Annotated in this window: 20 protein-coding genes; 14 read left to right on the forward strand and 6 right to left on the reverse strand. The window is 58.0% G+C overall.

Annotated features, from left to right (window positions below):
- Nucleotides 1-146 precede the first annotated feature (146 nt).
- The 4 genes from ACCC84_RS09000 to fliD form a co-directional block, all read right to left on the reverse strand.
- Nucleotides 147-962, reverse strand: a complete 816-nt coding sequence (locus ACCC84_RS09000; protein WP_004961538.1) for a helix-turn-helix transcriptional regulator — start codon at nt 960-962, stop codon at nt 147-149.
- 288 nt (nt 963-1,250) lie between these two features.
- On the reverse strand, nt 1,251-1,619 hold the full coding sequence (gene fliT, locus ACCC84_RS09005) for a flagella biosynthesis regulatory protein FliT (protein ID WP_004961541.1): 369 nt from the start codon (nt 1,617-1,619) through the stop codon (nt 1,251-1,253).
- On the reverse strand, nt 1,619-2,029 hold the full coding sequence (gene fliS / locus ACCC84_RS09010; RefSeq protein ID WP_371901762.1) for a flagellar export chaperone FliS: 411 nt from the start codon (nt 2,027-2,029) through the stop codon (nt 1,619-1,621). Before fliS ends, fliT begins: the two co-directional genes overlap by 1 nt.
- 28 nt (nt 2,030-2,057) lie before the next feature.
- Nucleotides 2,058-3,458, reverse strand: a complete 1,401-nt coding sequence (fliD, locus tag ACCC84_RS09015) for a flagellar filament capping protein FliD (RefSeq protein WP_004961547.1) — start codon at nt 3,456-3,458, stop codon at nt 2,058-2,060.
- A 288-nt stretch (nt 3,459-3,746) separates the two neighbouring features.
- Between fliD and ACCC84_RS09020 the strand changes: the two genes are divergently transcribed.
- From ACCC84_RS09020 to tcyN, 7 genes are all read left to right on the forward strand, one after another.
- The gene (locus ACCC84_RS09020) at nt 3,747-5,015 is read left to right on the forward strand and encodes a FliC/FljB family flagellin (protein WP_004961551.1); all 1,269 of its coding nucleotides are present in this window, start codon (nt 3,747-3,749) and stop codon (nt 5,013-5,015) included.
- Nucleotides 5,016-5,210: 195 nt separating this feature from the next.
- Nucleotides 5,211-5,933: an RNA polymerase sigma factor FliA gene (locus tag ACCC84_RS09025; protein WP_004961554.1), complete on the forward strand. Its 723-nt coding sequence runs from the start codon at nt 5,211-5,213 to the stop codon at nt 5,931-5,933.
- 34 nt (nt 5,934-5,967) lie between these two features.
- Nucleotides 5,968-6,477 carry a flagella biosynthesis regulatory protein FliZ gene (fliZ, locus tag ACCC84_RS09030; RefSeq protein ID WP_039991982.1) on the forward strand — a complete coding sequence of 170 codons (510 nt, stop codon included), beginning with the start codon at nt 5,968-5,970 and terminating at the stop codon, nt 6,475-6,477.
- Between the two features lie 122 nt (nt 6,478-6,599).
- Complete coding sequence (locus tag ACCC84_RS09035) at nt 6,600-7,586, forward strand: D-cysteine desulfhydrase (protein ID WP_004961560.1); 987 nt, start codon at nt 6,600-6,602, stop codon at nt 7,584-7,586.
- A gap of 112 nt (nt 7,587-7,698) precedes the next feature.
- Nucleotides 7,699-8,499, forward strand: a complete 801-nt coding sequence (gene tcyJ / locus ACCC84_RS09040; RefSeq protein WP_088499723.1) for a cystine ABC transporter substrate-binding protein — start codon at nt 7,699-7,701, stop codon at nt 8,497-8,499.
- The gene (gene tcyL / locus ACCC84_RS09045; protein ID WP_004961568.1) at nt 8,499-9,161 is read left to right on the forward strand and encodes a cystine ABC transporter permease; all 663 of its coding nucleotides are present in this window, start codon (nt 8,499-8,501) and stop codon (nt 9,159-9,161) included. The genes tcyJ and tcyL overlap by 1 nt, the downstream gene beginning before the upstream one ends.
- A 3-nt stretch (nt 9,162-9,164) precedes the next feature.
- Nucleotides 9,165-9,917, forward strand: a complete 753-nt coding sequence (gene tcyN, locus ACCC84_RS09050; RefSeq protein WP_004961572.1) for an L-cystine ABC transporter ATP-binding protein TcyN — start codon at nt 9,165-9,167, stop codon at nt 9,915-9,917.
- Nucleotides 9,918-10,148: 231 nt separating this feature from the next.
- Here the strand turns inward: tcyN and putA are convergent, their stop codons facing one another.
- Nucleotides 10,149-14,120: a trifunctional transcriptional regulator/proline dehydrogenase/L-glutamate gamma-semialdehyde dehydrogenase gene (putA, locus tag ACCC84_RS09055; RefSeq protein ID WP_371901764.1), complete on the reverse strand. Its 3,972-nt coding sequence runs from the start codon at nt 14,118-14,120 to the stop codon at nt 10,149-10,151.
- Between the two features lie 550 nt (nt 14,121-14,670).
- Here putA and putP point away from each other — a divergent pair.
- Nucleotides 14,671-16,155, forward strand: coding sequence for a sodium/proline symporter PutP (gene putP / locus ACCC84_RS09060; protein ID WP_198772917.1), 1,485 nt, complete (start codon nt 14,671-14,673; stop codon nt 16,153-16,155).
- Between the two features lie 86 nt (nt 16,156-16,241).
- Here putP and ACCC84_RS09065 read toward each other — a convergent pair whose 3' ends face one another.
- Complete coding sequence (locus ACCC84_RS09065) at nt 16,242-16,439, reverse strand: hypothetical protein (protein WP_071586671.1); 198 nt, start codon at nt 16,437-16,439, stop codon at nt 16,242-16,244.
- Nucleotides 16,440-16,613: 174 nt separating this feature from the next.
- On the opposite strand from ACCC84_RS09065, the gene efeU reads away from it, so the two are divergent.
- From efeU to ntrB, 6 genes are all read left to right on the forward strand, one after another.
- Nucleotides 16,614-17,459 (forward strand): iron uptake transporter permease EfeU, encoded by an 846-nt coding sequence (gene efeU, locus ACCC84_RS09070; RefSeq protein ID WP_004961582.1) that lies wholly within the window; start codon nt 16,614-16,616, stop codon nt 17,457-17,459.
- Nucleotides 17,460-17,478: 19 nt separating this feature from the next.
- Nucleotides 17,479-18,609: an iron uptake system protein EfeO gene (gene efeO / locus ACCC84_RS09075; protein ID WP_004961587.1), complete on the forward strand. Its 1,131-nt coding sequence runs from the start codon at nt 17,479-17,481 to the stop codon at nt 18,607-18,609.
- An 11-nt stretch (nt 18,610-18,620) separates the two neighbouring features.
- On the forward strand, nt 18,621-19,925 hold the full coding sequence (gene efeB, locus ACCC84_RS09080; protein WP_004961591.1) for an iron uptake transporter deferrochelatase/peroxidase subunit: 1,305 nt from the start codon (nt 18,621-18,623) through the stop codon (nt 19,923-19,925).
- A 161-nt stretch (nt 19,926-20,086) separates the two neighbouring features.
- On the forward strand, nt 20,087-21,355 hold the full coding sequence (locus ACCC84_RS09085) for a nitrate regulatory protein (protein ID WP_004961598.1): 1,269 nt from the start codon (nt 20,087-20,089) through the stop codon (nt 21,353-21,355).
- A gap of 314 nt (nt 21,356-21,669) precedes the next feature.
- Nucleotides 21,670-22,929, forward strand: coding sequence for a CmpA/NrtA family ABC transporter substrate-binding protein (locus ACCC84_RS09090; protein WP_039991985.1), 1,260 nt, complete (start codon nt 21,670-21,672; stop codon nt 22,927-22,929).
- 10 nt (nt 22,930-22,939) lie between these two features.
- Nucleotides 22,940-23,839 carry a nitrate ABC transporter permease gene (gene ntrB, locus ACCC84_RS09095; RefSeq protein ID WP_004961604.1) on the forward strand — a complete coding sequence of 300 codons (900 nt, stop codon included), beginning with the start codon at nt 22,940-22,942 and terminating at the stop codon, nt 23,837-23,839.
- The last annotated feature ends 3 nt before the right edge of the window (nt 23,840-23,842 follow it).

The raw sequence follows: 23,842 nt of genomic DNA on the forward strand, positions 1-23,842 counted from the left end.
GGGGCAGATCCTACCACCTGCCCGCATTATGGCAACCAGGGCCAACACTTTTGTGGTCGAACCTGCATACCGGTGTTCGCGTTACGCCAGTGAACACCGGTATACGCTGGTCATTATCTCGCTTGATTACCTTGCGCGCTGGCGGTTTATTCGGGGCGCTGATGGCCGCGAATGGCGGTGGGGACAAAGCCAAAGCGCTTGCGAAAACGCTCGGCAAAACGTGAGGAACTTTCATAGCCGACGTGTTGCGCGATGATCGAAATCGGCCAGTCGGTGGATTGCAGCAATGCCAGTGCGCTGTTCATACGCACGTCAATCATCAGATTGCGCAACGCGGTATTTTCCGCCGACAGTTTGCGCCGCAGCATCACTTCACTCATCGACAGACTTTCGGCGACTTTGGCGGCGGTCCATATGCTGTGGGGATCGGTTGCCAGGCAACGGCGTACGCGCTGGGTCAGATCCTTCACCTCATTGTGCACGAACTTGATGCCAAACTGCGTCAGCCATAACAGGATCTCCAGCACTTTATGTCGGGTGATCGCCGTCGGAAAACTGTTGTTCAGCGCCAGCGCCAGGTGAGTGGTTTCAAAACTGTGGATAAAACCACAGGGGAGGTTGCGCAGAGTTTGCACGCCGGCGAAGGCAGGGTCCGACACCGTCGGACTGAGCGGTCTGGCGGCAGCGAACAGCAGCGGATCGCAGGTCAGCAACTGGCAGCTGAACACGCCGTCATCTGAAAGACCATTAATGATATCAACGGTTTGCCCTCCGTCTATCATCATCAGCTCCCCAGGGTATGCCACCAGCTCCTGCTGTTGCCAGCGGATGCGTTTATGGCCTTGTTGTATCAGATATAGATGTGGTTGTTCGAAATATACCGAAGAAAATAATAATTCAGTATGCTGAATAAGGTGCGCTGAAGCGCCGATTCCAGGGCAAAGATTAATTGTGCGTTCCATCGATATTCGTTTCGCTGCCAGTCTCTAAGAATATCTTTACGCGTTGCGGTGCGTTGGAGCAACTATTTTCCATGCGTTGGGCAGAACAACGCGGTGTGTCAATGGTCAAAAATCAATTTCCTGCTGAACAGAAAACGTCCGTGTCGAAGGAATAAATATCCCTAAAATATACGTCAATACGCGCATCTCGATTAATTACGCCGTGTGGGAATAATTCAAATGCTAATGATATAAACCTCTCGCGGATGATGATGTCGCCATCAAGCCAATGAGTCTACGGAGTAGGCATCAGCGGATCTGCGGCTCGCCCAGCAGCAATGCGCGATCGTGAAATTGCCCGTAGGTGCTGTTAACCACATTTTGCCGCGTCGACTGGCCGATCAATTCGCGTAGTTCATCCATGCGCGCCTGCAGCAAGGCGCGCAATTGCGTTTCGTTATCCAGGATCTGCTGCAATTTATTGCGCAACAATTCTTGCAAGGCGAGTGACGATTCCATCACGCCGGCGAAGTCGGCGGTTTTTTCCACCGAGGTCACATAGGTCAATTCCAGTTCCACCAACTGATCCCAATGGCCGGTTTTAGCCAGTGCGATCATTTGGCTGCTCAGGGTATATATTTGCTGATAGGCGGATAGCAGTTGCTGTTGGCGTTCCATTAAATGGCGTCCTGAGAAGGTTGATAGTTGGGGCCAATCTGGCGCCAGGCGTCGGCAATATTATCCAGCAGCTTGACTACCTCTTCGATAGCCTGTTGATCGTTATGCAGATTAGCCTGCAACAAGCGACGTTTCATATAGTCATACAGCGCGGCAAGATTGTCCGCTACCTCGCCGCCCCGCTGGTGATCGAGACTGTTTTTCAGACCATTGTCGATAATATTGATTGCTTTGGAGATAGCCTGACCCTTGCCGGCAATATCGCCCTGGTCCATCAGAATTCGTGCGCGAGACAGGGCGCTTTGCGCCCCGTCGAATAGCATTACGATTAACTGATGCGGGCTGGCACTCATTACGCCACTTTCCAAACTGACCTGTGCGTAGGCCTGCGTTCCGCTACGGTTGTACATGCTGTTTTACCTGGTGAAAACCTATTTATTAGGATGAGAACTGTTGGGTTAAATACGTACTGGTGCCGTTCAGTTTCGACATCATGGTGTCGAGCTGGACGAACTGTTGTTTATATCGATCGATAGTGTCCTGAATACTTTCCGTCACCCGGGTAATTTGCGTGTTCAGGCGATCGAGATTGGTATTAATGCTTTTGGTGGAATTTTCTATTACGCCACCGGCCTTGATATAGGTCTGGATTTCATTATGGATCTCGGTGGCCATACCGGTATCTTTACCGTTGCCGGCAAAGAAGTTCGCCACCTGTTCCGGCTTTTCATCCACCGCTTTTTTCAGCTTTTCATCATCGATTTCCAGCTTGCCGGTTTTGACATTGGTGGTAATGCCCAGGTTGCCAAGGCCTTTTAATTCCGGGTTATCCTGCGCCGCGCTTAACGCGCTTTTAATCGAAGACTGTACGCCGCGCAGGGTATTGTCGCCCAGCAGCGCACCGTTTTTCGCCGATTGTTCTTCACCGCTTTTTACCGGGGTGTATTTGCTTAGCGATGTAAAGGTATCCAGCAGCGAGTTATAGCTGTCGACCCAGGCTTTGATTTTTTCGGTGGAGCCGCTTTTATCGGTGCTGATCACCAGGTTTTGTGGTTCGCCGGGTTTGGTGGTGGTTTTCAGATCCAGCGTGACGCCCTGTAACGCGTCGGCGATCGAGTTGGTGCTGCGTTTGATTTTGGTGCCGTTGACGGTGATTTCAGCGTCCTGGCCGGCTACCGTCTCTTTCATCGCGCCGGTGTTGCTGGTGGAATCGTAATTGAGGATGCCCGCGAGCTTGGCGTCATTGTTGACCGTCACGCTCACCTTATTGTTTTCACCGGTGGTGGTGGAGCTGATGGCCAGTTTGTACTCGTTGTCGCCAACGCGCATGATGCTGGCGTTGACGCCGGCTTTGGCGCCGTTGATCGCATCACGCATTTCCACCAGCGAGGTTTGATCGTCACCGAGCGGTATGTTCACCTGTTTCGGCGGGTTGCCGGCGGTGATCGACATTGAGCGATCGGTGGCGCCGCGGGTACCGAGCTGGCTAGTCTGATCGGCAATGCTGGCCTGGGTGGTCAGCGTTTGCGGCTGTGCCAGTTTATCGACGGTAATGGTGTAGTTGCCGGGCACCGTTTTGGCGTTGGTGGTGACGGCGAACTGGTCGTGCGTGCTTGCCGTGGTGTTGTTGAAAAACGCCGGTTTGGCCAGATCCTTGCTCAGATTGTCAAACTTCTCCAGTGCGCCCTTTAACGTACCGTAGGCCGTCAGTTTGGCGTTGTAGCTGGTCTGCTGGCTGGTATACGGCGTCAGGCGCTGCTGTTCCGCTTTGCTCAACTTGTCCAGCAAGGCGTTGAGGTCAAGTCCTGAGCCGATGCCTAATGAACTGATCGATGCCATTCGTAATTCTCCTAAGGTCAATGACTTTATTCGCTTTACGCGTTATCGGCCAGGTGAGGAAAAAGTTTACGAGAAAAACAAAAAAACGATGGCGTAATAGAAGAGGGAAATCATGCGTTGTTTAGCGCATTGGCGACCAGCAGAAAAATAAATAAAAAATTGCTAAAGGTTGCTGGGGCAGAGCCGATACCTGAGGGGACGGTGGTTGACGCCGTGGGCAAATGCCCGAACCTTTAATTGTGAATGCGAATGTCGCAACTTCGTACTGATTCGTAAGGAAAGCACACTATGGCACAAGTAATTAATACCAACAGCCTGTCGCTGATGGCGCAGAACAACCTGAACAAATCTCAGTCTTCTTTGGGTACCGCGATTGAGCGTCTGTCTTCCGGTCTGCGTATCAACAGCGCCAAGGATGACGCTGCGGGTCAGGCGATCTCCAACCGCTTCACCGCCAACATCAAGGGCCTGACTCAGGCTTCTCGTAATGCCAACGACGGCATCTCTCTGGCGCAGACCACCGAAGGCGCGCTGAACGAAGTGAACGACAACCTGCAAAATATTCGTCGTCTGACCGTTCAGTCGCAAAACGGCTCCAACTCCTCCAGCGATCTGCAATCCATCCAGGACGAGATCTCCCAGCGTCTGTCTGAAATCAACCGCATCTCCGAGCAGACTGATTTCAACGGCGTTAAAGTGCTGAGCAGCGATCAGAAACTGACCATTCAGGTTGGTGCCAACGACAACGAAACCATCGATATCGAACTGAAAGATATCAACGCCAAAACGCTGGGCCTGGAGAAATTCAGCGTTGCCGACGCGCTGGACACCACCAAAGTAGGTACCACCGCGCTGACCGCCATTGACAAAATGGCTGCACCGACCATTGCTGCCGATACCAACACCGCCGCACCGAAAACCTCCACCGACGGTAAAGTGTATTCCGACGGTACCAATTCTTACATCCAGACCGGCGCCAGCGAGTGGGTTAAAGGTAGCGTAAGCGGCACCGGCGAGTTCACCTTCGACTCCGGCACCGCAGCCAACGTGGTAGCGACCAAGCCTGCCGGCCTGACCGAAACCAGCCAGGTTAAGGTTGGTTCCACCACCGTTAGCGGTCTGGGCACTGGCGAAGAACTGCGTTCTTACACCGATCCAGCCGGCAAAGCCGGTTATGTGGTCAAAGGCAAAGATGCTGATGGCAACGACGCTTTCTTCAAGGCTTCCGTTGATGCGACCGGTAAAGTGACCAAGGGCGCACAGCAATCTACCGAACCAAAAACGGCCGATCCGCTGGCAACGCTCGACAAGGCGCTGTCACAGGTTGATTCCCTGCGTTCTTCCCTGGGTGCGGTGCAGAACCGTTTCGACTCTGTCATCAACAACCTGAACAGCACCGTGAACAACCTGTCTGCTTCTCAGTCACGCATTCAGGATGCCGACTACGCGACCGAAGTGTCCAACATGAGCCGTGCCAACATCCTGCAACAGGCTGGTACTTCCGTGCTGGCACAGGCTAACCAGTCGACCCAGAACGTGCTGTCACTGCTGCGTTAATCGACTCTCTCCGATTAATCTGTTGCATAAAGAACCCCGCCATTGGCGGGGTTTTTTATGCGTGCCGTCAGGCGCTCCGCGCCAAACGGCGACATGACGCAAATAAGACCCGTTTTGTACGGCTGTTCTGTCGATTGGCATTTGTCCCCCTACGGATAATAGCGCTGACTCCCTTATCCGCAGGTTTTAGACATAGTGAGCGATTTGTATACCGCCGACGGCGTGATGGACAAACATTCTCTCTGGTTGCGTTATGTGCCGCTGGTGCGCCATGAAGCGTTGCGCCTGCAGGTCAGGTTACCCGCCAGCGTGGAGCTTGACGATCTGCTGCAAGCCGGGGGTATCGGGTTGCTGAACGCGGTTGAACGCTACGACGCCCTGCAGGGAACCGCCTTCACCACCTATGCCGTGCAGCGCATTCGCGGCGCGATGCTGGACGAACTGCGCAGCCGTGACTGGGTACCGCGCAGCGTACGGCGTCACGCCCGTGACGTGGCGCAGGCCATGCAACGGCTTGAGCAGCAGTTGGGGCGTCCGGCCGGCGAACTGGAAGTGGCGCAGGCGATGAACATGTCACTCGCAGACTATCGCCAGATCCTGATGGATACCAACAACAGCCAGCTGTTTTCCTATGACGAATGGCGCGAAGAGCAGGGGGAAAGCGCCGAGCCGCTGCTGGAAGGGCACGCAGAGGCCAATCCGCTGCATCAGTTGCTGGAGGGGAGTCTGCGCCAGCGGGTGATCGACGCTATCGAAGCCCTGCCGGAACGAGAAAAGTTGGTACTGACGTTGTATTACCAGGAAGAGTTGAATCTGAAGGAGATTGGCGCGGTTCTGGAGGTAGGCGAGTCGCGCGTCAGCCAATTACACAGCCAGGCCATCAAGCGTTTGCGCGCCCGTCTGGCGAACAATGCCTGATGTTTAACCCGATGTTGAGAACCGGACCCGTACTATGTCAGCAACCATGATTAAAAAGCGGCCGTTAAGCCGTTATCTGAAAGATTTCAAACACAGCCAGAGCCATTGCTCGCAATGCGGCAAGCAGTTGGATCGCATGGCGCTGGTATTTCGCGGCAAGATAATCAATAAAGAAGCGATAGCGCGCATGGACCAGCCGATCGACGACCAGGTATGGCAAACCGTGCAAACCGAACTGACGGCGCTGTGCCGTTTTTGCAGCGAGATCTCCTGTAACAGCCAGCCGAGCTATTTCGACATCATGTCGTTCAAGCAATATCTGTTCGAGCAGACCGAAATGAGCCACAGCACGGTGCGCGAATACGTGGTGCGTCTGCGGCGGTTGGATGAAATGCTGGTGGCGCGCAATTACCCGGCTGAGCAGTTCGCCAACGGCGTCAGTCCCCAGCGTATCATTGACGATTTGCCCAGTGCGGCGCATAACAATTATCGTATCGCGCTGCGCAAATACGATCAGTACCTCGCCTGGCAAAACCGCTACTAGCCTGTGGCCCCGGTCTCGGCCGGGGCAAAACGCTTTTCCCTATCGTTAATAAAGGTGAATATTGCAGCCACATCTGCTAAATCTAACGTTTACACGTTGCTATTCACTCCCAGGGAGACGCTGTGAATCTACAACAGCAATTGGCGCAGTTTCCGCGCCTCGACTTTGTTGGCCCCGCCACCCCGCTTGAAAAGCTGTCTCGCCTTTCTGACTACCTTGGCCGCGAAATCTACATTAAACGTGACGACGTCACACCGATGGCGATGGGCGGTAACAAACTGAGAAAACTCGAATTTTTAGCCGCAGATGCCTTGCGTCAGGGGGCGGATACGCTGGTTACCGCCGGCGCCATTCAGTCCAATCACGTCCGGCAAACTGCCGCCGTGGCGGCAAAGCTCGGTTTGCATTGCGTTGCCCTGCTGGAAAACCCGATCGCCACCCAGGCGGAAAACTACCTGACTAACGGTAACCGCTTATTGCTGAATCTGTTCAATGTCGAGGTGCAGATGTGCGACGCGTTGGACGATCCGCAACGGCAATTGGCCGATGTCGCGACGCGGCTGGAAGCGCAGGGGTTTCGCCCTTATGTGGTGCCGGTCGGCGGCTCCAATGCCCTCGGGGCGCTGGGTTATGTACAATGCGCACTGGAAATTGCCGAGCAGGCTCGCGAGGTAGCGTTCGGTTCGGTGGTAGTGGCCTCTGGCAGCGCCGGTACCCATGCCGGTCTGGCCGTGGGCCTGCAACAGCTGCTGCCTGAATGCGAGCTGATCGGGGTCACCGTATCACGCACGGCGCAACAGCAATTGCCCAAGGTTGAGCAGATCCAGCAGGAATTGAGCGCGCTATTGCACGTGGGGGAACCCGCGTCGATCGTGCTATGGGATGACTATTTTGCCCCGCAGTACGGTATGCCGAACGATGAAGGCACGGCGGCGGTGCAACTGCTGGCGCAGCAGGAGGGGATTTTGCTTGATCCGGTGTATACCGGCAAGGCGATGGCCGGACTGATCGACGGCATTGCGCAGCAACGCTACCGTCATGCAGGTCCGATTCTGTTCGTGCATACCGGTGGGGCGCCGGCGCTGTTTGCGTATCACCCGTGCGTCTAGTTATGTTATATAACTTTTTGAACTATATTTATTAGGTAATATTCCTTCAAGAAGTCAGCCGAGTTGTTAGTGTGCTGATATCAAAAAAGATAACACCAAATACGGGGTATTTATTATGTTTTCCAAAGTTCGACGCCAATTGCTTCTGGGTGTAATGGCGGTAACGCTCACCGCCGGTATCAATGCGCAAACCTTCGCCGCAGAAAACCTGCTGGATCAGGTCAAACAGCGCGGTACGCTGATCGTCGGTTTGGAAGGAACCTATCCGCCGTTCAGTTTCCAGGGTGAAGACGGCAAACTGACCGGTTTCGAAGTCGACTTCGCCAACGCTCTGGCGCAGCATCTGGGCGTGAAAGCCAAGCTGAACCCGACCAAATGGGACGGCATGCTGGCCTCGTTGGAATCCAAGCGCATCGACGTGGTGATCAACCAGGTGACCATTTCCGATGAGCGTAAGAAAAAGTACGATTTCTCTACTCCCTATACCGTTTCCGGCATTCAGGCGCTGGTGAAAAAAGGCAACGAAGCCAGTATCACCAAGCCGGAAGACCTGAAAGGTAAAAAGGTCGGCGTCGGTCTGGGGACCAACTACGAGCAATGGCTGCGCGAAAACGTGCAGGGCGTTGACGTGCGCACCTACGATGACGATCCGACCAAATATCAGGATCTGCGCGTTGGCCGTATCAATGCCATTCTGGTCGATCGACTGGCGGCGCTGGATCTGGTGAAGAAAACCGGTGATACGCTGGCGGTAGCCGGCCCGGCGTTCTCGCGGCAGGAGTCGGGCGTCGCGCTGCGTAAAAACAACCCTGAGTTGCTGAAGGCTATCGATCAGGCGATTGCCAACATGCAACAGGATGGTACTTTGGCAAAAATTTCTGATAAGTGGTTTGGTGCGGACGTAACTAAATAATGCAAGAAAGTATTCAACTGGCGCTGGATTCAGCGCCATTTTTATTGAAAGGCGCCATCCTTACCCTCCAGCTCAGTCTGGGGGGGATGGCGTTGGGGCTGGTGTTGGGCTTCGTATTGGCGCTGATGCGCCTTTCGCGTTTTTGGCCGCTGTCATGGCTGTCACGTATCTACGTGTCGCTGTTTCGCGGTACGCCGCTGATAGCCCAACTGTTCATGATCTACTACGGTCTGCCACAGTTCGGCATCGAACTGGATCCGTTTCCGGCGGCGCTGATCGGCCTGTCGCTCAACACTGCGGCCTACACCTCTGAAACGCTGCGTGCGGCAATTGCCTCGATCGACAAAGGGCAGTGGGAAGCTGCCGCCAGCATCGGCATGACGCCGTGGCAAACCCTGCGCCGGGTGATCCTGCCGCAGGCGGCGCGCACCGCATTGCCACCGTTGGGTAACAGTTTTATCGGCCTGGTGAAGGACACCTCGCTGGCGGCCACCATTCAGGTGCCGGAGCTGTTCCGTCAGGCACAGCTGATCACTTCGCGTACGTTGGAGGTTTTCACCATGTATCTGGCGGCTTCGCTGATTTACTGGGTGATGGCGACGCTGCTGTCCGCGCTGCAAAACCGCCTGGAAGCGCATGTAAACCGTCAGGATAAGGAATAACGCATGAGTGCCATCGAAGTGAAAGGCCTGGTCAAACAGTTTAACGGCCAGACGGTACTGCACGGTATTGACCTTGAAGTGAATTCTGGCGAAGTGGTGGCGATTATCGGGCCGAGCGGTTCGGGCAAAACCACGCTATTGCGCAGCATCAACCTGTTGGAGGTACCGGATGCCGGTACCATTCGCGTCGGCAATATCCAGATTGACGGTTCGCGCTCGCTGGGCAAGCAAAAAAACCAGGTGCGCGAGCTGCGTCAGCAGGTGGGCTTTGTCTTCCAGAGCTTTAACCTGTTCCCGCACCGTTCGGTACTGGAAAACATCATTGAGGGGCCAGTGATCGTCAAGGGTGAAGCGCGTGGCGCGGCGGAACAACGTGCCCGCGCATTGTTGGCGAAGGTCGGGTTGAACGGCAAGGAGGCGGCCTATCCGAAGCGTCTGTCCGGCGGGCAGCAGCAGCGGGTGGCGATCGCGCGCGCGCTGGCGATGCAGCCGGAAGTGATTCTGTTTGATGAACCGACCTCGGCTCTCGACCCGGAACTGGTTGGTGAGGTGCTGAATACCATCCGGGCGCTGGCGGAAGAGAAGCGCACCATGGTGATTGTCACCCATGAAATGAGCTTTGCCCGCGACGTCGCCGATCGGGCGATTTTTATGGATCACGGTCGTATCGTCGAGCAGGGACCGGCCAAAGAGCTGTTTACCCATCCGCAGCATCAACGCACCCAGCAGTTCCTCGACAAGTTCCTCAACCAGTGATGACGGCTTAGCCGACAAGGGGGGATGCCGCCTGGCTTGCCCCCGACGCTGAACACCACACGCGCCTATCGACGTTAACGGCCCGTGAGGTTGTCAGACCATCGCTCGCGCTGCCGCGCCATGGCGTCACACCGAACATTACCAGCGTTGCCAATAAAAATGCCGCCCGGGATTAACCGGGCGGCATGGGGTTTAATGCGCCATCATCGCAGCCTGGGCTGCAAACGCAGGTTAGCCGATTGACATCAGGCTGGCGTTGCCACCGGCAGCGGCGGTATTGACGCTCAACGAGCGTTCGACCAGCAGACGTTCCAGCAGGATATTGGTTTCGCCGTGCGCGAAGCCCTGCACCGAGACAATGGCACCGCCGCGCTGGGCAATTTGTTCACACAGGGTGCGCAACTGATCGGCGTCTCCGTGATAGATGGCCGCGTCAAACTCCAGCTTGTCGTTCTGCCAGTCCTTGCTAAAGCGGATACATGCCTGGACGTCGGCCGGCAGGCGGCGATACAGCGTGCGTTGCAGTTCGGTATCGACCCACAGCGCCTGGCTGCCTACCGCCAGCACTGCTGCCAACTGCGTCAGCGCATCGGCTTCATTGTCGGCCAGGCACAGCACGCGTTCACGCGGCAGCAGGGCGTAGGTATTGCGCTCGCCGGTCGGGCCTGGCAGCGGACGTACCGTACCGCCCTGGCCAAGCTCGGCATAGCGTTGCGCCAGCGTTGCCAGATCGCGCAGGTTTTCCGCCGTGGCCCATTTTTCCAGCGCCTGATGCGGCATCAGCAACGCCGGGCGCACGGTGGCCTCCAGCGGGCGTTCGGCGTCCTGACGGTTCAGCGTACGCTGAACCGCATCCTCTGGACGGTGTGCCAGCAGGCGGTAGAGATACAGCGGACCGCCGGCCTTGGGTCCGGTGCCGGACAGGCCTTCGCCACCGAACGGCTGCACGCCGACCACCGCACCGACCATATTGCGGTTCACGTACAGGTTACCCACTTTGGCCCGTTCGGTAACCCGCGCAATGGTTTCGTCGATACGGGTGTGGATACCCAACGTCAGGCCATAGCCGGCGGCGTTGATCTGATCGACCAGCGCTTCCAGGTTGGCGCGCTGGAAGCGCACCACGTGCAGCACCGGGCCAAAGATCTCTTTTTGCAGCTCGTCGAAGCTCTCCAGTTCGATCAGCGTTGGTTTGATAAAGGTGCCGCGTGGCCACTCCTTTTCGTCCTGCGCGTTGCTTTGTGCAGCCTGATACACCTTGCGACCCTTGGCACGCATTGCCTGAATATGACGTTCAATGCCGGTTTTGGCATCGGCATCGATCACCGGGCCAATGTCGGTCGACAGACGCTCCGGGTTGCCCATGCGGCATTCGGCCATTGCGCCACGCAGCATTTGCAGGGTGTGTTCCGCCACGTCTTCCTGAATGCACAGGATACGCAGCGCGGAGCAGCGCTGGCCGGCGCTGTCAAAGGCCGACGCCACCACGTCGGTCACTACCTGCTCGGTCAGCGCCGACGAGTCGACGATCATGGCGTTCAGACCACCGGTTTCGGCGATCAGCGGCGTTGGGCGACCCTGCGGATCCAGGCGACCGGCGATACTGCGTTGCAGAATGCCTGCCACGTCGGTCGAGCCGGTGAACATTACGCCACGCACCCGCGCATCGTTGACCAGCCGTGCGCCAACCGATTCGCCCTGACCGGGCAGCAATTGCAGCACCCCTTGCGGAATGCCGGCTTCCAGCAGAATACGCACCGCCTGAGCGGCGACCAGCGGAGTCTGTTCCGCCGGTTTCGCCAGCACGCTGTTACCGGCTGCCAGCGCAGCGGCAATCTGACCGGTGAAAATCGCCAGTGGGAAGTTCCATGGGCTGATGCACACTACCGGGCCGAGCGGGCGATGGCTGTCGTTGGCAAAGTCGTCGCGCACCTGGCCGGCATAGTAATGCAGGAAGTCAACCGCTTCGCGCACTTCGGCAATGGCGTTATTAAAGGTTTTGCCGGCTTCGCGCACCAGTATGCCCAGCAGGCTTTGCAACTGACTTTCCATCAGTTCGGCTGCGCGTTCCAGCACCGCAGCGCGCTGTTCCGGCGGGGTCGCGAACCAGATTGGCCCGGCGGCAGCGGCGGCGTCCAGAGCACGGCTGACTTCGTCTTCGGTGGTTTCGCGCACATAACCGACGATGTCGCTCGGCTCGGCCGGGTTGATCACCGGCTGTTCGACGCCCTGATCCAGCTCGGCATCAATGATCGGTTCGGCGCGCCACTGTTGCACCGCGCTGGTGAGTAGGGCGCTGGAAAGCGACGCCAGACGCTGCTCGTTTGACAGATCCAAACCGCTGGAGTTGACGCGCTTGTCACCGTACAGCTCGCGCGGCAGCGGAATACGCGGATGCGGCAGGCCAAGCTGGCCTTCGGTTGCCGCCAGCGCTTCGACCGCCAGCACCGGGTCGGCCACCAGTTCATCCAGCGGCAGCGTGGCGTCGGCGATGCGGTTGACGAACGAGGTATTGGCGCCGTTTTCCAGCAGGCGGCGCACCAGATAGGCCAGCAGCGTTTCGTGGGTGCCGACCGGAGCGTAAATGCGGCATGGGCGGTTCAGTTTACCGTCTGCCACTTTACCCACCACCTGTTCGTACAGCGGCTCGCCCATGCCGTGCAGGCACTGGAACTCGTATTGTCCCGGGTAATAGTTATTGCCCGCCATATGGTAGATGGCGCTCAGGGTGTGGGCGTTGTGAGTGGCGAACTGCGGGTAAATCAGGTTTGGCACCGACAGCAGTTTGCGCGCGCAGGCCAGATACGAGACGTCGGTGTACACTTTGCGGGTGTACACCGGATAGCCTTCCAGCCCGTCAACCTGCGCACGTTTGATTTCGCTGTCCCAGTAGGCGCCTTTCACCAGACGGATCATCAGGCGGCGACGGCTGCGCTGCGCCATATCGATGACCGCGTCAATGGCGAACGGACAACGCTTCTGATAGGCCTGGATCACGAAACCGATGCCGTTCCAGCCGGCCAGCTGCGGTTCGAAGCACAGTTTTTCCAGCAGATCGAGCGAGATTTCCAGACGATCCGCTTCTTCGGCGTCAATATTGATGCCGATGTCATATTGGCGCGCTTGCAGCGTCAGTGACAGCAGGCGAGGATAAAGCTCTTCCATCACCCGATCGTACTGCGCGCGGCTGTAACGTGGGTGCAGCGCGGACAGCTTGATGGAAATGCCGGGGCCTTCATAGATGCCACGGCCGTTGGAGGCTTTGCCGATAGCGTGAATGGCCTGCTGATAGGACACCAGGTAGGCCTGCGCGTCGGCTTCGGTCAGCGCGGCCTCTCCCAGCATGTCGTAAGAGTAGCGGAAACCCTTGTCTTCCAGCTTGCGCGCGTTGGCCAGCGCTTCGGCGATGGTTTCGCCGGTAACGAACTGCTCGCCCATCAGGCGCATCGCCATATCCACGCCTTTGCGGATCAGCGGTTCGCCGCTCTTGCCGATAATGCGATTCAGCGAGCGTGACAGATTGGCTTCGTTATGCGTGGAAACCAGCTTGCCGGTGAACAGCAGGCCCCAGGTGGCAGCGTTAACAAACAGCGAAGGGCTGCGACCCAGGTGCGAATGCCAGTTACCGTTGCTGATTTTGTCACGGATCAGCGCGTCGCGGGTCGGCTTGTCGGGAATACGCAACAACGCTTCCGCCAGACACATCAACGCCACGCCTTCCTGCGACGACAGCGAGAACTCTTGCAGCAGGCCTTGCACCATACCGGCGCGCCCGTGTGCACTCTTTTGGTTGCGCAGCTTCTCGGCGATGCCGTAGGCCATCTTATGCGTGGCCTGTGCAAGATCGGCGGGTAAACGCGCCTGTTCGAGTAACATCGGCACCACTTCGCTCTCCGGGCGTCGATAGGCGGCGGTAATCGCCGCGCGGTTGACCGACTGCGGCAGAATTTGTTCTGCAAAATCAAGGAACGGCTGGTGTGACTCTTCCTGCGGTTGCGGCATAATGTCGTCCGCGTCACTTTGGTTGGCGACAGTCAGTGCTGGAATTTCGGGAATATCGGAGCCGCTCTCAAGGCGTTCAAGATAATTAAAAATGGCTTGCTTGATCAGCCAGTGAGGCGTGCGATCGATACGCTGTGCCGCGCTTTTAATGCGATCGCGTGTTGCCTCGTCAAGTTTCACGCCCATTGTGGTAGTGCCCATGCCAATCCAACTCCTGTGTGTTTAGAACCTATCCCATCAGGCTATTCAATTACCGGGCCAGCTTAGCCTGTTGGGATAGGTTCGTGAGATGTGTTGTGTGTGTCTTGAATGCTGACAATATCCTGCATGTTGCAACTTTGTGCAACCTTGTTAAATCAGGCCAGTGAGGGAAATGTGAGTCAACTCGATTTTTTAACATCGCAGCACGGCACGATTCTTGCTGCATAAATCAGGCGCCAGCCAGTACAACCGTCAGCGGTAGTGATATAGCTGCTAACAGCAGAGGTGCTACCGTTTTGGCAGGATGCGAGTGCAACCCATAAGGCGGTTAAATGTGACGCAGGGTAAACTTTGTGTAACTTTGTTGTTAAAAGTGTTGTTGATTTTGGAAAGGGTCAACTAGGATAGCCAACGGTTTCATATTCCCGGGCTGAAACTATTTTACCCGCAGCACATGCGCATTCCGCCTCGTTCCGGCGGTTGGGCAAATGATGATACATCGCGATTCTGCGCAAAAAGCGTAGAGCGAATAATAATGAGTGGAGAGTTTATGACAATGAGCACACCTATGCTGGTGACCTTCCTGGTGTACATATTCGGGATGGTACTGATCGGCCTGCTTGCCTACCGGGCAACCAATAACTTTGACGACTATATCCTCGGTGGCCGCAGTCTGGGCAGCGTGGTGACCGCGTTGTCTGCCGGCGCCTCCGACATGAGCGGCTGGTTGCTGATGGGACTGCCCGGGGCGATTTTCCTGTCTGGCATTTCCGAAAGCTGGATCGCCATCGGTCTGACCATAGGCGCCTATCTGAACTGGAAACTGGTGGCGGGGCGCCTGCGGGTACACACCGAAGCCAACAACAATGCCTTGACGCTACCGGATTACTTCACCAGCCGTTTTGAAGACAACAGCAAACTGCTGCGGGTGATTTCCGCCATCGTTATTCTGGTGTTCTTCACCATCTACTGTGCTTCCGGCATTGTGGCCGGTGCGCGCCTGTTTGAAAGCACCTTCGGCATGAGTTATGAAACGGCGCTGTGGGCCGGCGCCGCAGCCACCATTCTGTATACCTTTATCGGTGGTTTCCTGGCGGTTAGCTGGACCGATACCGTACAGGCCAGCCTGATGATCTTTGCGCTGATCCTGACGCCGGTGTTTGTGATCCTGGCGGTGGGCGGCATTGACACCTCCATGATGGTGATCGAGGCCAAGAACCCGGCCAATATCGACATGTTCAAGGGGCTGAATCTGGTAGCCATCCTGTCGCTGCTGGGCTGGGGGCTGGGCTATTTCGGTCAGCCGCACATTCTGGCGCGCTTTATGGCGGCGGATTCGCACCGTACCATTCGCAGCGCCCGTCGCATCAGTATGGCCTGGATGATCCTGTGTCTGGTTGGTACCGTGGCGGTCGGTTTCTTCGGCATTGCCTATTTTGCCAACAACCCGGATCAGGCCGGCAACGTGTCGCAGAACGGTGAGCGGGTATTCATTGAACTGGCGAGACTGCTGTTCAACCCGTGGGTGGCCGGTATTCTACTGTCGGCCATTCTGGCAGCGGTAATGAGTACCCTGAGCTGCCAGCTGCTGGTGTGTTCCAGCGCGATTACCGAAGACCTGTACAAGGCTTTCCTGCGCAAGGGGGCCAGCCAGCGTGAGCTGGTGTGGGTCGGGCGTCTGATGGTGCTGGTGGTGGCGTTGATCGCCATCGCGCTGGCGGCCAACCCGGACAACCGTGTACTGGGTCTGGTGAGCTACGCCTGGGCCGGTTTTGGCGCGGCATTCGGTCCAGTGGTGCTGATTTCGGTGATGTGGTCGCGCATGACGCGCAACGGCGCGTTGGCCGGTATGCTGGTGGGCGCGGTGACGGTGCTGGTCTGGAAGCAGTATGCCTGGCTGGATCTGTACGAAATCATTCCTGGCTTCCTGTTCGCCAGCATCGCTATTGTGCTGGTCAGCCTGATGGGGCGTAAGCCGTCCGCCACCATCACCGAACGTTTCGACCAGGCGGAAGCGGAGTTCAAAACCGTTTAAGCTGCGCTCTACTCGAAATTGAAACGGCTCCTTGATGGAGCCGTTTTTCGTTTTGGCCCACGGTTGGGGATGCAACGCCGTTGCGCTCAGCGGCGAACGGCAGGAAAGGCGTGTTGACCACGGGTCGATACCCGCGTCAGCAGCACCAGCAATGCGGGCGAAAACGCGCCGACGCCAAGGCGATCCAACAGTACATCGCCAATGATGCCGCCGCCGGCGATCGCCAGGTTCCAGGCGGTGACCCGCATGGACTGCGTCAGCCTGGCGCAAGGTGGTTCATCCACGATGGTTACAACTGGCGACAATTTGATAAGAAAAAATCACCCTTCGCACACTTGTATTTCTGCTTGAGAGAATGATAATCACTATCGTTCTGGTTTACTTTTCTTTACATTAACGACCGCCGAATTTCTCGCCGGCCAATCGACGATCGTCGTCATCTCAGAGGTTGTTAACCTATGTTTGTACCCTTTCTTATCATGTTCCGTGAGGGCCTTGAGGCCGCGCTGATCGTCAGTCTGATCGCCAGCTACCTCAAGCGCACCCAGCGCGGGCAATGGCTTGGTGCCATGTGGGTTGGGGTGATCGCCGCTGCCGCGCTGTGCCTGGCGCTGGGGATCTTCATCAATGAAACCACCGGCGAATTCCCGCAGAAACAGCAGGAGCTGTTTGAGGGGCTGGTGGCGGTGGTGGCGGTGCTGATCCTGACCTATATGGTGTTTTGGATGCGCAAGGTATCCCGCTCGGTGAAAGTGCATCTGGAAGGGGCTATCGACAACGCGCTGGCGTCTGGCAGGGGACAGAGTTGGGCATTGATTGCCATGGTGTTCTTTGCGGTGGCGCGCGAAGGGCTGGAGTCGGTGTTCTTCCTGCTGGCGGCGTTCCAGCAGGATGTGGGCATCGGCGCGCCGATCGGCGCGGTACTCGGCCTGGTCTGCGCCATGGCGCTGGGCATGATGATTTACTGGGGCGGGGTCAAGCTGCACCTGGCGAAATTCTTCAAATGGACCAGCCTGTTGATTCTGTTTGTCGCCGCCGGTCTGGCGGCCGGTGCGATCCGCGCCTTCCACGAAGCGGGACTGTGGAACCACTTTCAGGCCGTGGCATTCGATCTCAGCGCCACGCTTTCCACCCATTCGCTGTTTGGCACGCTGCTTGAGGGCATGTTCGGCTATCAGGAAGCGCCGTCGGTCAGCGAAGTGGCGGTGTATTTCCTCTACCTGATCCCGGCACTGGTGTGCTTTTTGCTGCCGCCGCGTGCGGCCGCGGCCACGGTGGCGGCACAACGTAAAATCAACCATTAACTTTAACAGGGAATCTTGCATGACGACTCAATTCCGCCGTAAGGCATTACATGCCGCATTACTGGCCGCACCGGCGTTGGCGTTCAGCGTCGGCGCCTCGGCGGCCGATGTGCCGCAGGTGAAGATTAGCGTTAACGACAAGCAGTGCGAGCCGATGCAACTGAGCGTGTCGGCCGGCAAAACCCAGTTCGTGGTGCATAATGCCAGCCAGAAAAACCTGGAATGGGAAATTCTCAAAGGCGTGATGGTGGTGGAAGAGCGAGAAAATATTGCGCCGGGGTTCACGCAAAAAATGACCGCCAACCTCGAGCCCGGCGAGTATGACATGACCTGTGGTCTGCTCAGCAATCCGAAGGGCAAACTGACGGTGACTGCGGCCGCCACCGCCGGTGACGGCAAGCCGAGCGTGCTGGATCTGGTGGGGCCGATTGCCGAATACAAGGTCTACGTCAGCCAAGAGGTCGATGGCCTGGTCAAACAGACCAAACGGTTTACCGATGCGGTCAAGGCCGGCAATCTGGCAGAAGCGCGCACGCTGTATGCGCCGACGCGGCAGCATTATGAGCGTATCGAACCGATCGCCGAACTGTTCTCCGATCTGGACGGCAGTATCGACGCCCGTGAAGACGATTACGAGAAAAAGGCCGAAGATCCCAACTTCACCGGCTTCCACCGTTTGGAAAAGGCGCTGTTCGCCGATAACACCACCAACGGCATGAACGATTACGCCGATCGCCTGTACCGAGACACCGTCGAACTGCAAAAACGCATTACCGGTCTGACGTTCCCACCGAGCAAGGTGGTGGGCGGCGCAGCGGGTCTGATCGAGGAAGTGGCCGCCAGTAAAATCAGTGGCGAAGAGGACCGTTACAGCCGCACCGATCTGTGGGATTTCCAGGCCAATGTCGATGGCGCGCAGAAGATAGTCAACCTGTTGCGCCCATTGCTGATCAAGGCCAATGGAGCGCTGCTGGCCAAAATTGACGCCAACTTCAAAACCGTCGACGGCGTGCTGGCGAAATACAAAATCGGGGACGGCTACGCCTCTTATGAAAAACTGACCGATGCCGATCGCAACGCGTTGAAGGGACCAATCACCGCGCTGGCGGAAGATTTGTCGCAGTTGCGCGGCGTGTTGGGACTGGATTGAGGCAACGGGCGATGAGCAAGCAAATCGTCGGCCCGCAGGACGGGCCGCATTCGCAACCGCAGGAGGCCGCGTCGCCATCGCGTCGCCGTTTGCTGCTGGGGATGGGCATGGTGAGCGGCGCCTTGGCGCTGGGGGGCAACCCGCTGGCGCGTGCCGCCGATCGTGCTGCCGCCAGCGTCGAACCCCGGGATGAACGCTGGCAAACGCAGCCGTTTTACGGCCAGCATCAGGCCGGAGTAGTGACGCCGCAGCAGGCGGCAATGATGCTGGTGGCGTTCGACGTGCTGGCCACCAACCGCCAGGATCTGGCGCGGTTATTCCGGTTGCTGACCGACCGCATTGCGTTTCTGACCCATGGTGGCAAGGCGCCGGAGGTGGACGCCAAGCTGCCGCCGCTGGATTCCGGCATCATGGGGCCGGAGATTTACCCGGATAACCTGACCATTACGGTATCGGTCGGCGCCTCGCTGTTTGATGCGCGTTTCGGGCTGGCGGCGCAAAAACCGCTGCGTTTGCAGCGCATGACGCGTTTCCCCAACGATTCGCTCGATGCCAGTCTGTGTCATGGCGATCTGCTGTTGCAGATTTGCGCCAATACCCATGAAACGGTGATCCACGCGTTGCGCGATATTATCAAGCATGCGCCGGATCTGCTCAGCGTACGCTGGAAGCGCGAGGGCTTTATTTCCACCCATGCGGCGCGCAGCAAAGGCAAGGAAACGCCGATCAATCTGCTGGGCTTCAAGGACGGCACCGCCAATCCCAAAACCAGCGACACGCCATTGATGGACAAAGTGGTGTGGGTGGGCGACGACGCTGGAGAACCCGCCTGGGCAGTGGGTGGCAGTTACCAGGCGGCGCGTATTATCCGCTTCCACGTCGAGTTTTGGGACCGTACGCCGTTGCAGGAACAACAGACCATCTTTGGCCGCGACAAGCACAGCGGTGCGCCGCTGGGCATGCAACACGAGCATGACGAACCCGATTACGCCAACGACCCGCACGGCGAGATCATCCCGATGGATGCGCATATTCGACTGGCCAACCCGCGCACGCCGGCAAGCCAGAGCAACCTGATGCTGCGTCGTGGCTATAGCTATTCGCTCGGGGTGTCCAATGCCGGGCAGTTGGAAATGGGGCTGCTGTTTGTGTGCTATCAGGCGGATTTGGAAAAGGGTTTTTTGACGGTGCAAAAACGCCTCAACGGCGAGGCGCTGGAAGAGTACGTCAAGCCGATTGGCGGCGGCTATTTCTTTGTTTTGCCAGGCGTCAAGGACCGTCAGGACTCCCTCGGCAGCGCTCTGCTGTCAAGTTGATGGCGGCAATGTGCGGTGAGTGATGGGCTGCCGGTCGCTGATGCCGACCGGCAGCCGTAGCACGCTGCCACTGCCCGCGACGGTGGCCTTTGGGTTGCCTGCGCTGCGACGGCACGGGTTTTGCAGGATCCGCTGTATTATCCCCAATCGGAAATTGCATCATGAGCCGTAATCCTGCTTTTCCGCCCAGCGCCAGCGATTTTCTGCTGGCTTCGAAACGCTGTGAAATCACCGTGCTGCGACAGTTGTTGCAAATGGGGCAACTGGTCGGACGGATAAGTCAACTGATCCACGTGCTGCAACGCGAGCGCGGTACGGTAAATATCTATCTGTGTTCCCACGGCGGGCTGTTTGGCGAACGGTTGGCGGCACGCACCCGCGACGTCGAACAGGCCGAGTTGGCGGTGCAGCGCCAGCTGGCGCAACTGGACGCCAACGCCGCATCTTTGGCCGGTGCCAGCCGGCTGTTCAGCAGCATCGCCTGCGCGCTGCATAACCTCACCACGCTGCCGACGCTGCGCCGTCAGATCCAGTTGCAGCAGCTGGCCCAGCCGGATGCCATGCATACCTTCAACGAGATTATCCGCAGCCTGTTGGCGCTGGTGTTTGAAGCCGCCGACGCCTGCGTCGATCCGGCGATTGCGCGCCGGTTGATCGCCATGTTCAGTTTTATGCAGGGCAAAGAGCTGGCGGGGCAGGAGCGTGCCATCGGCGCCGCCGGGTTTGCCGCGCAGCAATTCAGCGTCGAGGCACACCGGCAGTTATTGCAGCTGATCGACGGTCAGGAACGCTGTTTTCAGAGTTTTAGCGAATTTGCCGATCCGTTGTCGCTGGCCCAGTGGCAGCGCATGCAGCAACAGGACGATCGGGAGTTTGAACGGCTGCGGCGCATTGCCTGCACCCAGACGCGGCCAGGCGATGGCAACGACACCAGCCTGCGCTGGTTCGACATCACCACCGCGCGTATCGATCTGATGAAGCAGATTGAGGATCGGCTGGAAGAGGCGCTGATGACCGGTTGTCGCGCCGCGCTGAGCGCTGCCAGCGACGCGCTGACGCAAGACGCTGGCGGGCTGCAAAGCCGGTTGCAACCGCAGGCTGACGGCTACACGGTGTTTATCGCCGCCTCGCAGGGCGAACCGATGCTCAGCGACGGCATCAATCCGCGCCTGGGACGCTCGATGGTCGAGATGATCCGCCAGCAATCCCAGCGACTGCAGGCGCTGTCGCAAGAATTGGCGGCAACCCGCGCCACCTTGCAGGAGCGTGGCGAAATCGAACGCGCCAAGGGGCTGCTGATTCAGCATCGCGGCATGACGGAAGACGGCGCACACCAGCTGCTGCGCAAAATGGCGATGGATCAGAACAAACGGCTGATCGATATAGCCCGCGCCATGCTGGCGGTAGCGGATATCCTGCCGGGAAAATAGCCTTACTCCCTAGGGAGTATATGCACACCGTCAGTGCAGCTAATGCCTCCGGATTGTGCACGCGCTGGCCGCAGAGCCGCGCCGAGGCAGAGAAAACCCGCACCAGTCCGCCAGTTGCAAATCTGGCACGCAAGCTGCATTACTCAGATTGTCTCTGGGCCAATGGCGGTTCAGTGAGCAACAACGATACCCAACGGCCAACGGGCCGCAGGTAGATTGGATAAAGGCGTCCTTTCAGCACGTTCACCCCAACGGTGGAATGTGCTGATGGGACGCCTTTTTGTTTTTTATCGCAACGCGTGAAGGATTTGCTGATGACGCACACCAAACACTCCGGGATGAAACTGTCGCGCCGCCGTTTTCTGGTCGGCAGCGCAGCGCTGGGCGGCGGCATGTTGCTGCCGGGCCTGATGAATACAGCCTGGGCGGCGGGTTCCGACGCGCCGGAGAAAAAAGAGATCCGCGTCGGCTTCATCCCGCTCACCGATTGCGCCTCGGTGGTTATGGCGGCGGTGAACAAGTTTGATGAAAAATACGGCATCAAAATCATCCCGAGCAAAGAGGCCAGCTGGGCAGCGGTGCGCGACAAGCTGCTGTCCGGCGAGCTGGACGCCGCGCACGCGCTGTACGGCATGATTTATGGGCTGCAACTGGGGGCTGCCGGGCCGCAGCATGATATGGCGGTGCTGATGACGCTCAACAATAACGGCCAGGCGATCACCTTATCCAATCAGTTCAAGCAGGCCGGCGTTACCGATGCGGCCACGCTGAAAAAACACCTCGATGCCAGCGCCAAGGGCACCTATACCTTCGCGCAAACCTTCCCGACCGGCACTCACGCCATGTGGCTGTATTACTGGCTGGCCAACGCCGGCATTCACCCGTTCAACGATGTGCGCAACGTGGTGGTGCCGCCGCCGCAAATGGTGATGAACATGAAGATCGGCAACATGAGCGGCTTCTGCGTTGGCGAACCGTGGAACCAGCGGGCGATTGCCGAAGACATCGGTTTCACCGCGGTCACCACACAGCAGATTTGGCCGGATCATCCGGAAAAAGTGCTGGGCACCCGCGCTGCCTGGGTCAGCGACAACCCGAACAGCGCCAGGGCGTTGACCGCGGCGGTGCTGGATGCCGCCCGCTGGATCGACAGTTCCGACGCCAACCGCCAGCAAACCGCGCAGGTGGTGGCGGGGCGCGCCTATATCAACACCCGACCCGAGATCATCACCGGCCGCATGCTCGGCAAGTATGACAACGGCCTGGGCAACAGCTGGCAGGACGCGCATGGCATGCGCTTTTTCCACGATGGCGAAGTCAGCTTCCCGTATCTGTCCGATGGCATGTGGTTCCTGACCCAGCAGCAACGCTGGGGGCTGTTGAGCGCCGAACCGGACTATCTGGCGGTGGCGAAGCAGATCAACCGTATCGACGTGTATCGCCAGGCGGCAACCGCCGTTGGCGGCGTCAATCTGCCGGCCAGCGAAATGCGCGCCAGCACCCTGATCGACGGCAAGCGCTGGGACGGCAGCAACCCGGCGGCCTATGCCAACAGTTTTGCTGTTAAACGTTGAGAGGTAGGCAATGAAGAATCTGGCACAACGAATTGAACCCGCGCAGCCGGTAAGCGCACAGATTGTCCCGCTGAAGGAGGCCAGGCCCGTGGCGCTGCCTGCCTCGGCCCCGGTCGGCAAACCGCGCAGCAGCCTGCGCTGGCAGCAGGCGTTTCGCCGTGTGGTGCCAGCGGCGTTGGGCATGGTGCTGGTGCTGGCGGTGTGGCAGATAGCCGCGCTCAACAGCCAGGGCTTTCCAACGCCGCTGGCCACCTGGCAGGCGGCGCTGACGCTGTTTGCCGATCCGTTTTATTCGGCCGGGCCAAACGATCAGGGTATCGGCTGGAACGTGCTGGCCTCGTTGCAGCGGGTGGCGACCGGCTTTGGCCTGGCGGCATTGGTTGGCATTCCCGCCGGTTTTCTGCTGGGGCGCTTCGCGTTTCTGGCGCAGATGCTGAATCCGATCATTTCCCTGTTACGTCCGGTTAGCCCGCTGGCCTGGCTGCCTATCGGCCTGCTGCTGTTTCAGCGTGCCGAACCGGCGTCGACCTGGACCATCTTCATCTGTTCGATCTGGCCGATGATCCTCAACACCGCCGAAGGTGTGACGCGCATTCCGCAAGATTACCTTAACGTGGCGCGGGTGCTGAAGCTGTCGGAGTGGACGGTGATGCGCAAGATCCTGTTCCCGGCGGTGCTGCCGTTTGTGTTAACCGGCGTGCGTCTGTCGATCGGCATTGCCTGGCTGGTGATTGTGGCGGCAGAAATGCTGACCGGCGGCGTTGGCATCGGCTTTTGGATCTGGAACGAGTGGAACAACCTCAACGTGGAAAACATCATCATCGCCATTGTAGTGATTGGCGTGGTCGGGCTATTGCTCGAGCAGGGACTGATGCTGCTGGCCAAACGTTTTAGCTATCAAAACCATTAAGGA

Source organism: Serratia odorifera (assembly GCF_041448735.1).
Classification (GTDB): Bacteria; Pseudomonadota; Gammaproteobacteria; order Enterobacterales; family Enterobacteriaceae; genus Serratia_F; species Serratia_F odorifera.

What these genes read in the sequence shown, in the direction of transcription:
- ACCC84_RS09000 (WP_004961538.1), bottom strand. Translation starts at nt 962, where the DNA reads ATGGAACGCACAATTAATCTTTGCCCTGGAATCGGCGCTTCAGCGCAC.
- fliT (WP_004961541.1), bottom strand. Translation starts at nt 1,619, where the DNA reads ATGGAACGCCAACAGCAACTGCTATCCGCCTATCAGCAAATATATACC.
- fliS (WP_371901762.1), bottom strand. Translation starts at nt 2,029, where the DNA reads ATGTACAACCGTAGCGGAACGCAGGCCTACGCACAGGTCAGTTTGGAA.
- fliD (WP_004961547.1), bottom strand. Translation starts at nt 3,458, where the DNA reads ATGGCATCGATCAGTTCATTAGGCATCGGCTCAGGACTTGACCTCAAC.
- ACCC84_RS09020 (WP_004961551.1), top strand. Translation starts at nt 3,747, where the DNA reads ATGGCACAAGTAATTAATACCAACAGCCTGTCGCTGATGGCGCAGAAC.
- fliZ (WP_039991982.1), top strand. Translation starts at nt 5,968, where the DNA reads ATGTCAGCAACCATGATTAAAAAGCGGCCGTTAAGCCGTTATCTGAAA.
- tcyL (WP_004961568.1), top strand. Translation starts at nt 8,499, where the DNA reads ATGCAAGAAAGTATTCAACTGGCGCTGGATTCAGCGCCATTTTTATTG.
- tcyN (WP_004961572.1), top strand. Translation starts at nt 9,165, where the DNA reads ATGAGTGCCATCGAAGTGAAAGGCCTGGTCAAACAGTTTAACGGCCAG.
- putA (WP_371901764.1), bottom strand. Translation starts at nt 14,120, where the DNA reads ATGGGCACTACCACAATGGGCGTGAAACTTGACGAGGCAACACGCGAT.
- putP (WP_198772917.1), top strand. Translation starts at nt 14,671, where the DNA reads ATGACAATGAGCACACCTATGCTGGTGACCTTCCTGGTGTACATATTC.
- efeU (WP_004961582.1), top strand. Translation starts at nt 16,614, where the DNA reads ATGTTTGTACCCTTTCTTATCATGTTCCGTGAGGGCCTTGAGGCCGCG.
- efeO (WP_004961587.1), top strand. Translation starts at nt 17,479, where the DNA reads ATGACGACTCAATTCCGCCGTAAGGCATTACATGCCGCATTACTGGCC.
- efeB (WP_004961591.1), top strand. Translation starts at nt 18,621, where the DNA reads ATGAGCAAGCAAATCGTCGGCCCGCAGGACGGGCCGCATTCGCAACCG.
- ACCC84_RS09085 (WP_004961598.1), top strand. Translation starts at nt 20,087, where the DNA reads ATGAGCCGTAATCCTGCTTTTCCGCCCAGCGCCAGCGATTTTCTGCTG.
- ACCC84_RS09090 (WP_039991985.1), top strand. Translation starts at nt 21,670, where the DNA reads ATGACGCACACCAAACACTCCGGGATGAAACTGTCGCGCCGCCGTTTT.
- ntrB (WP_004961604.1), top strand. Translation starts at nt 22,940, where the DNA reads ATGAAGAATCTGGCACAACGAATTGAACCCGCGCAGCCGGTAAGCGCA.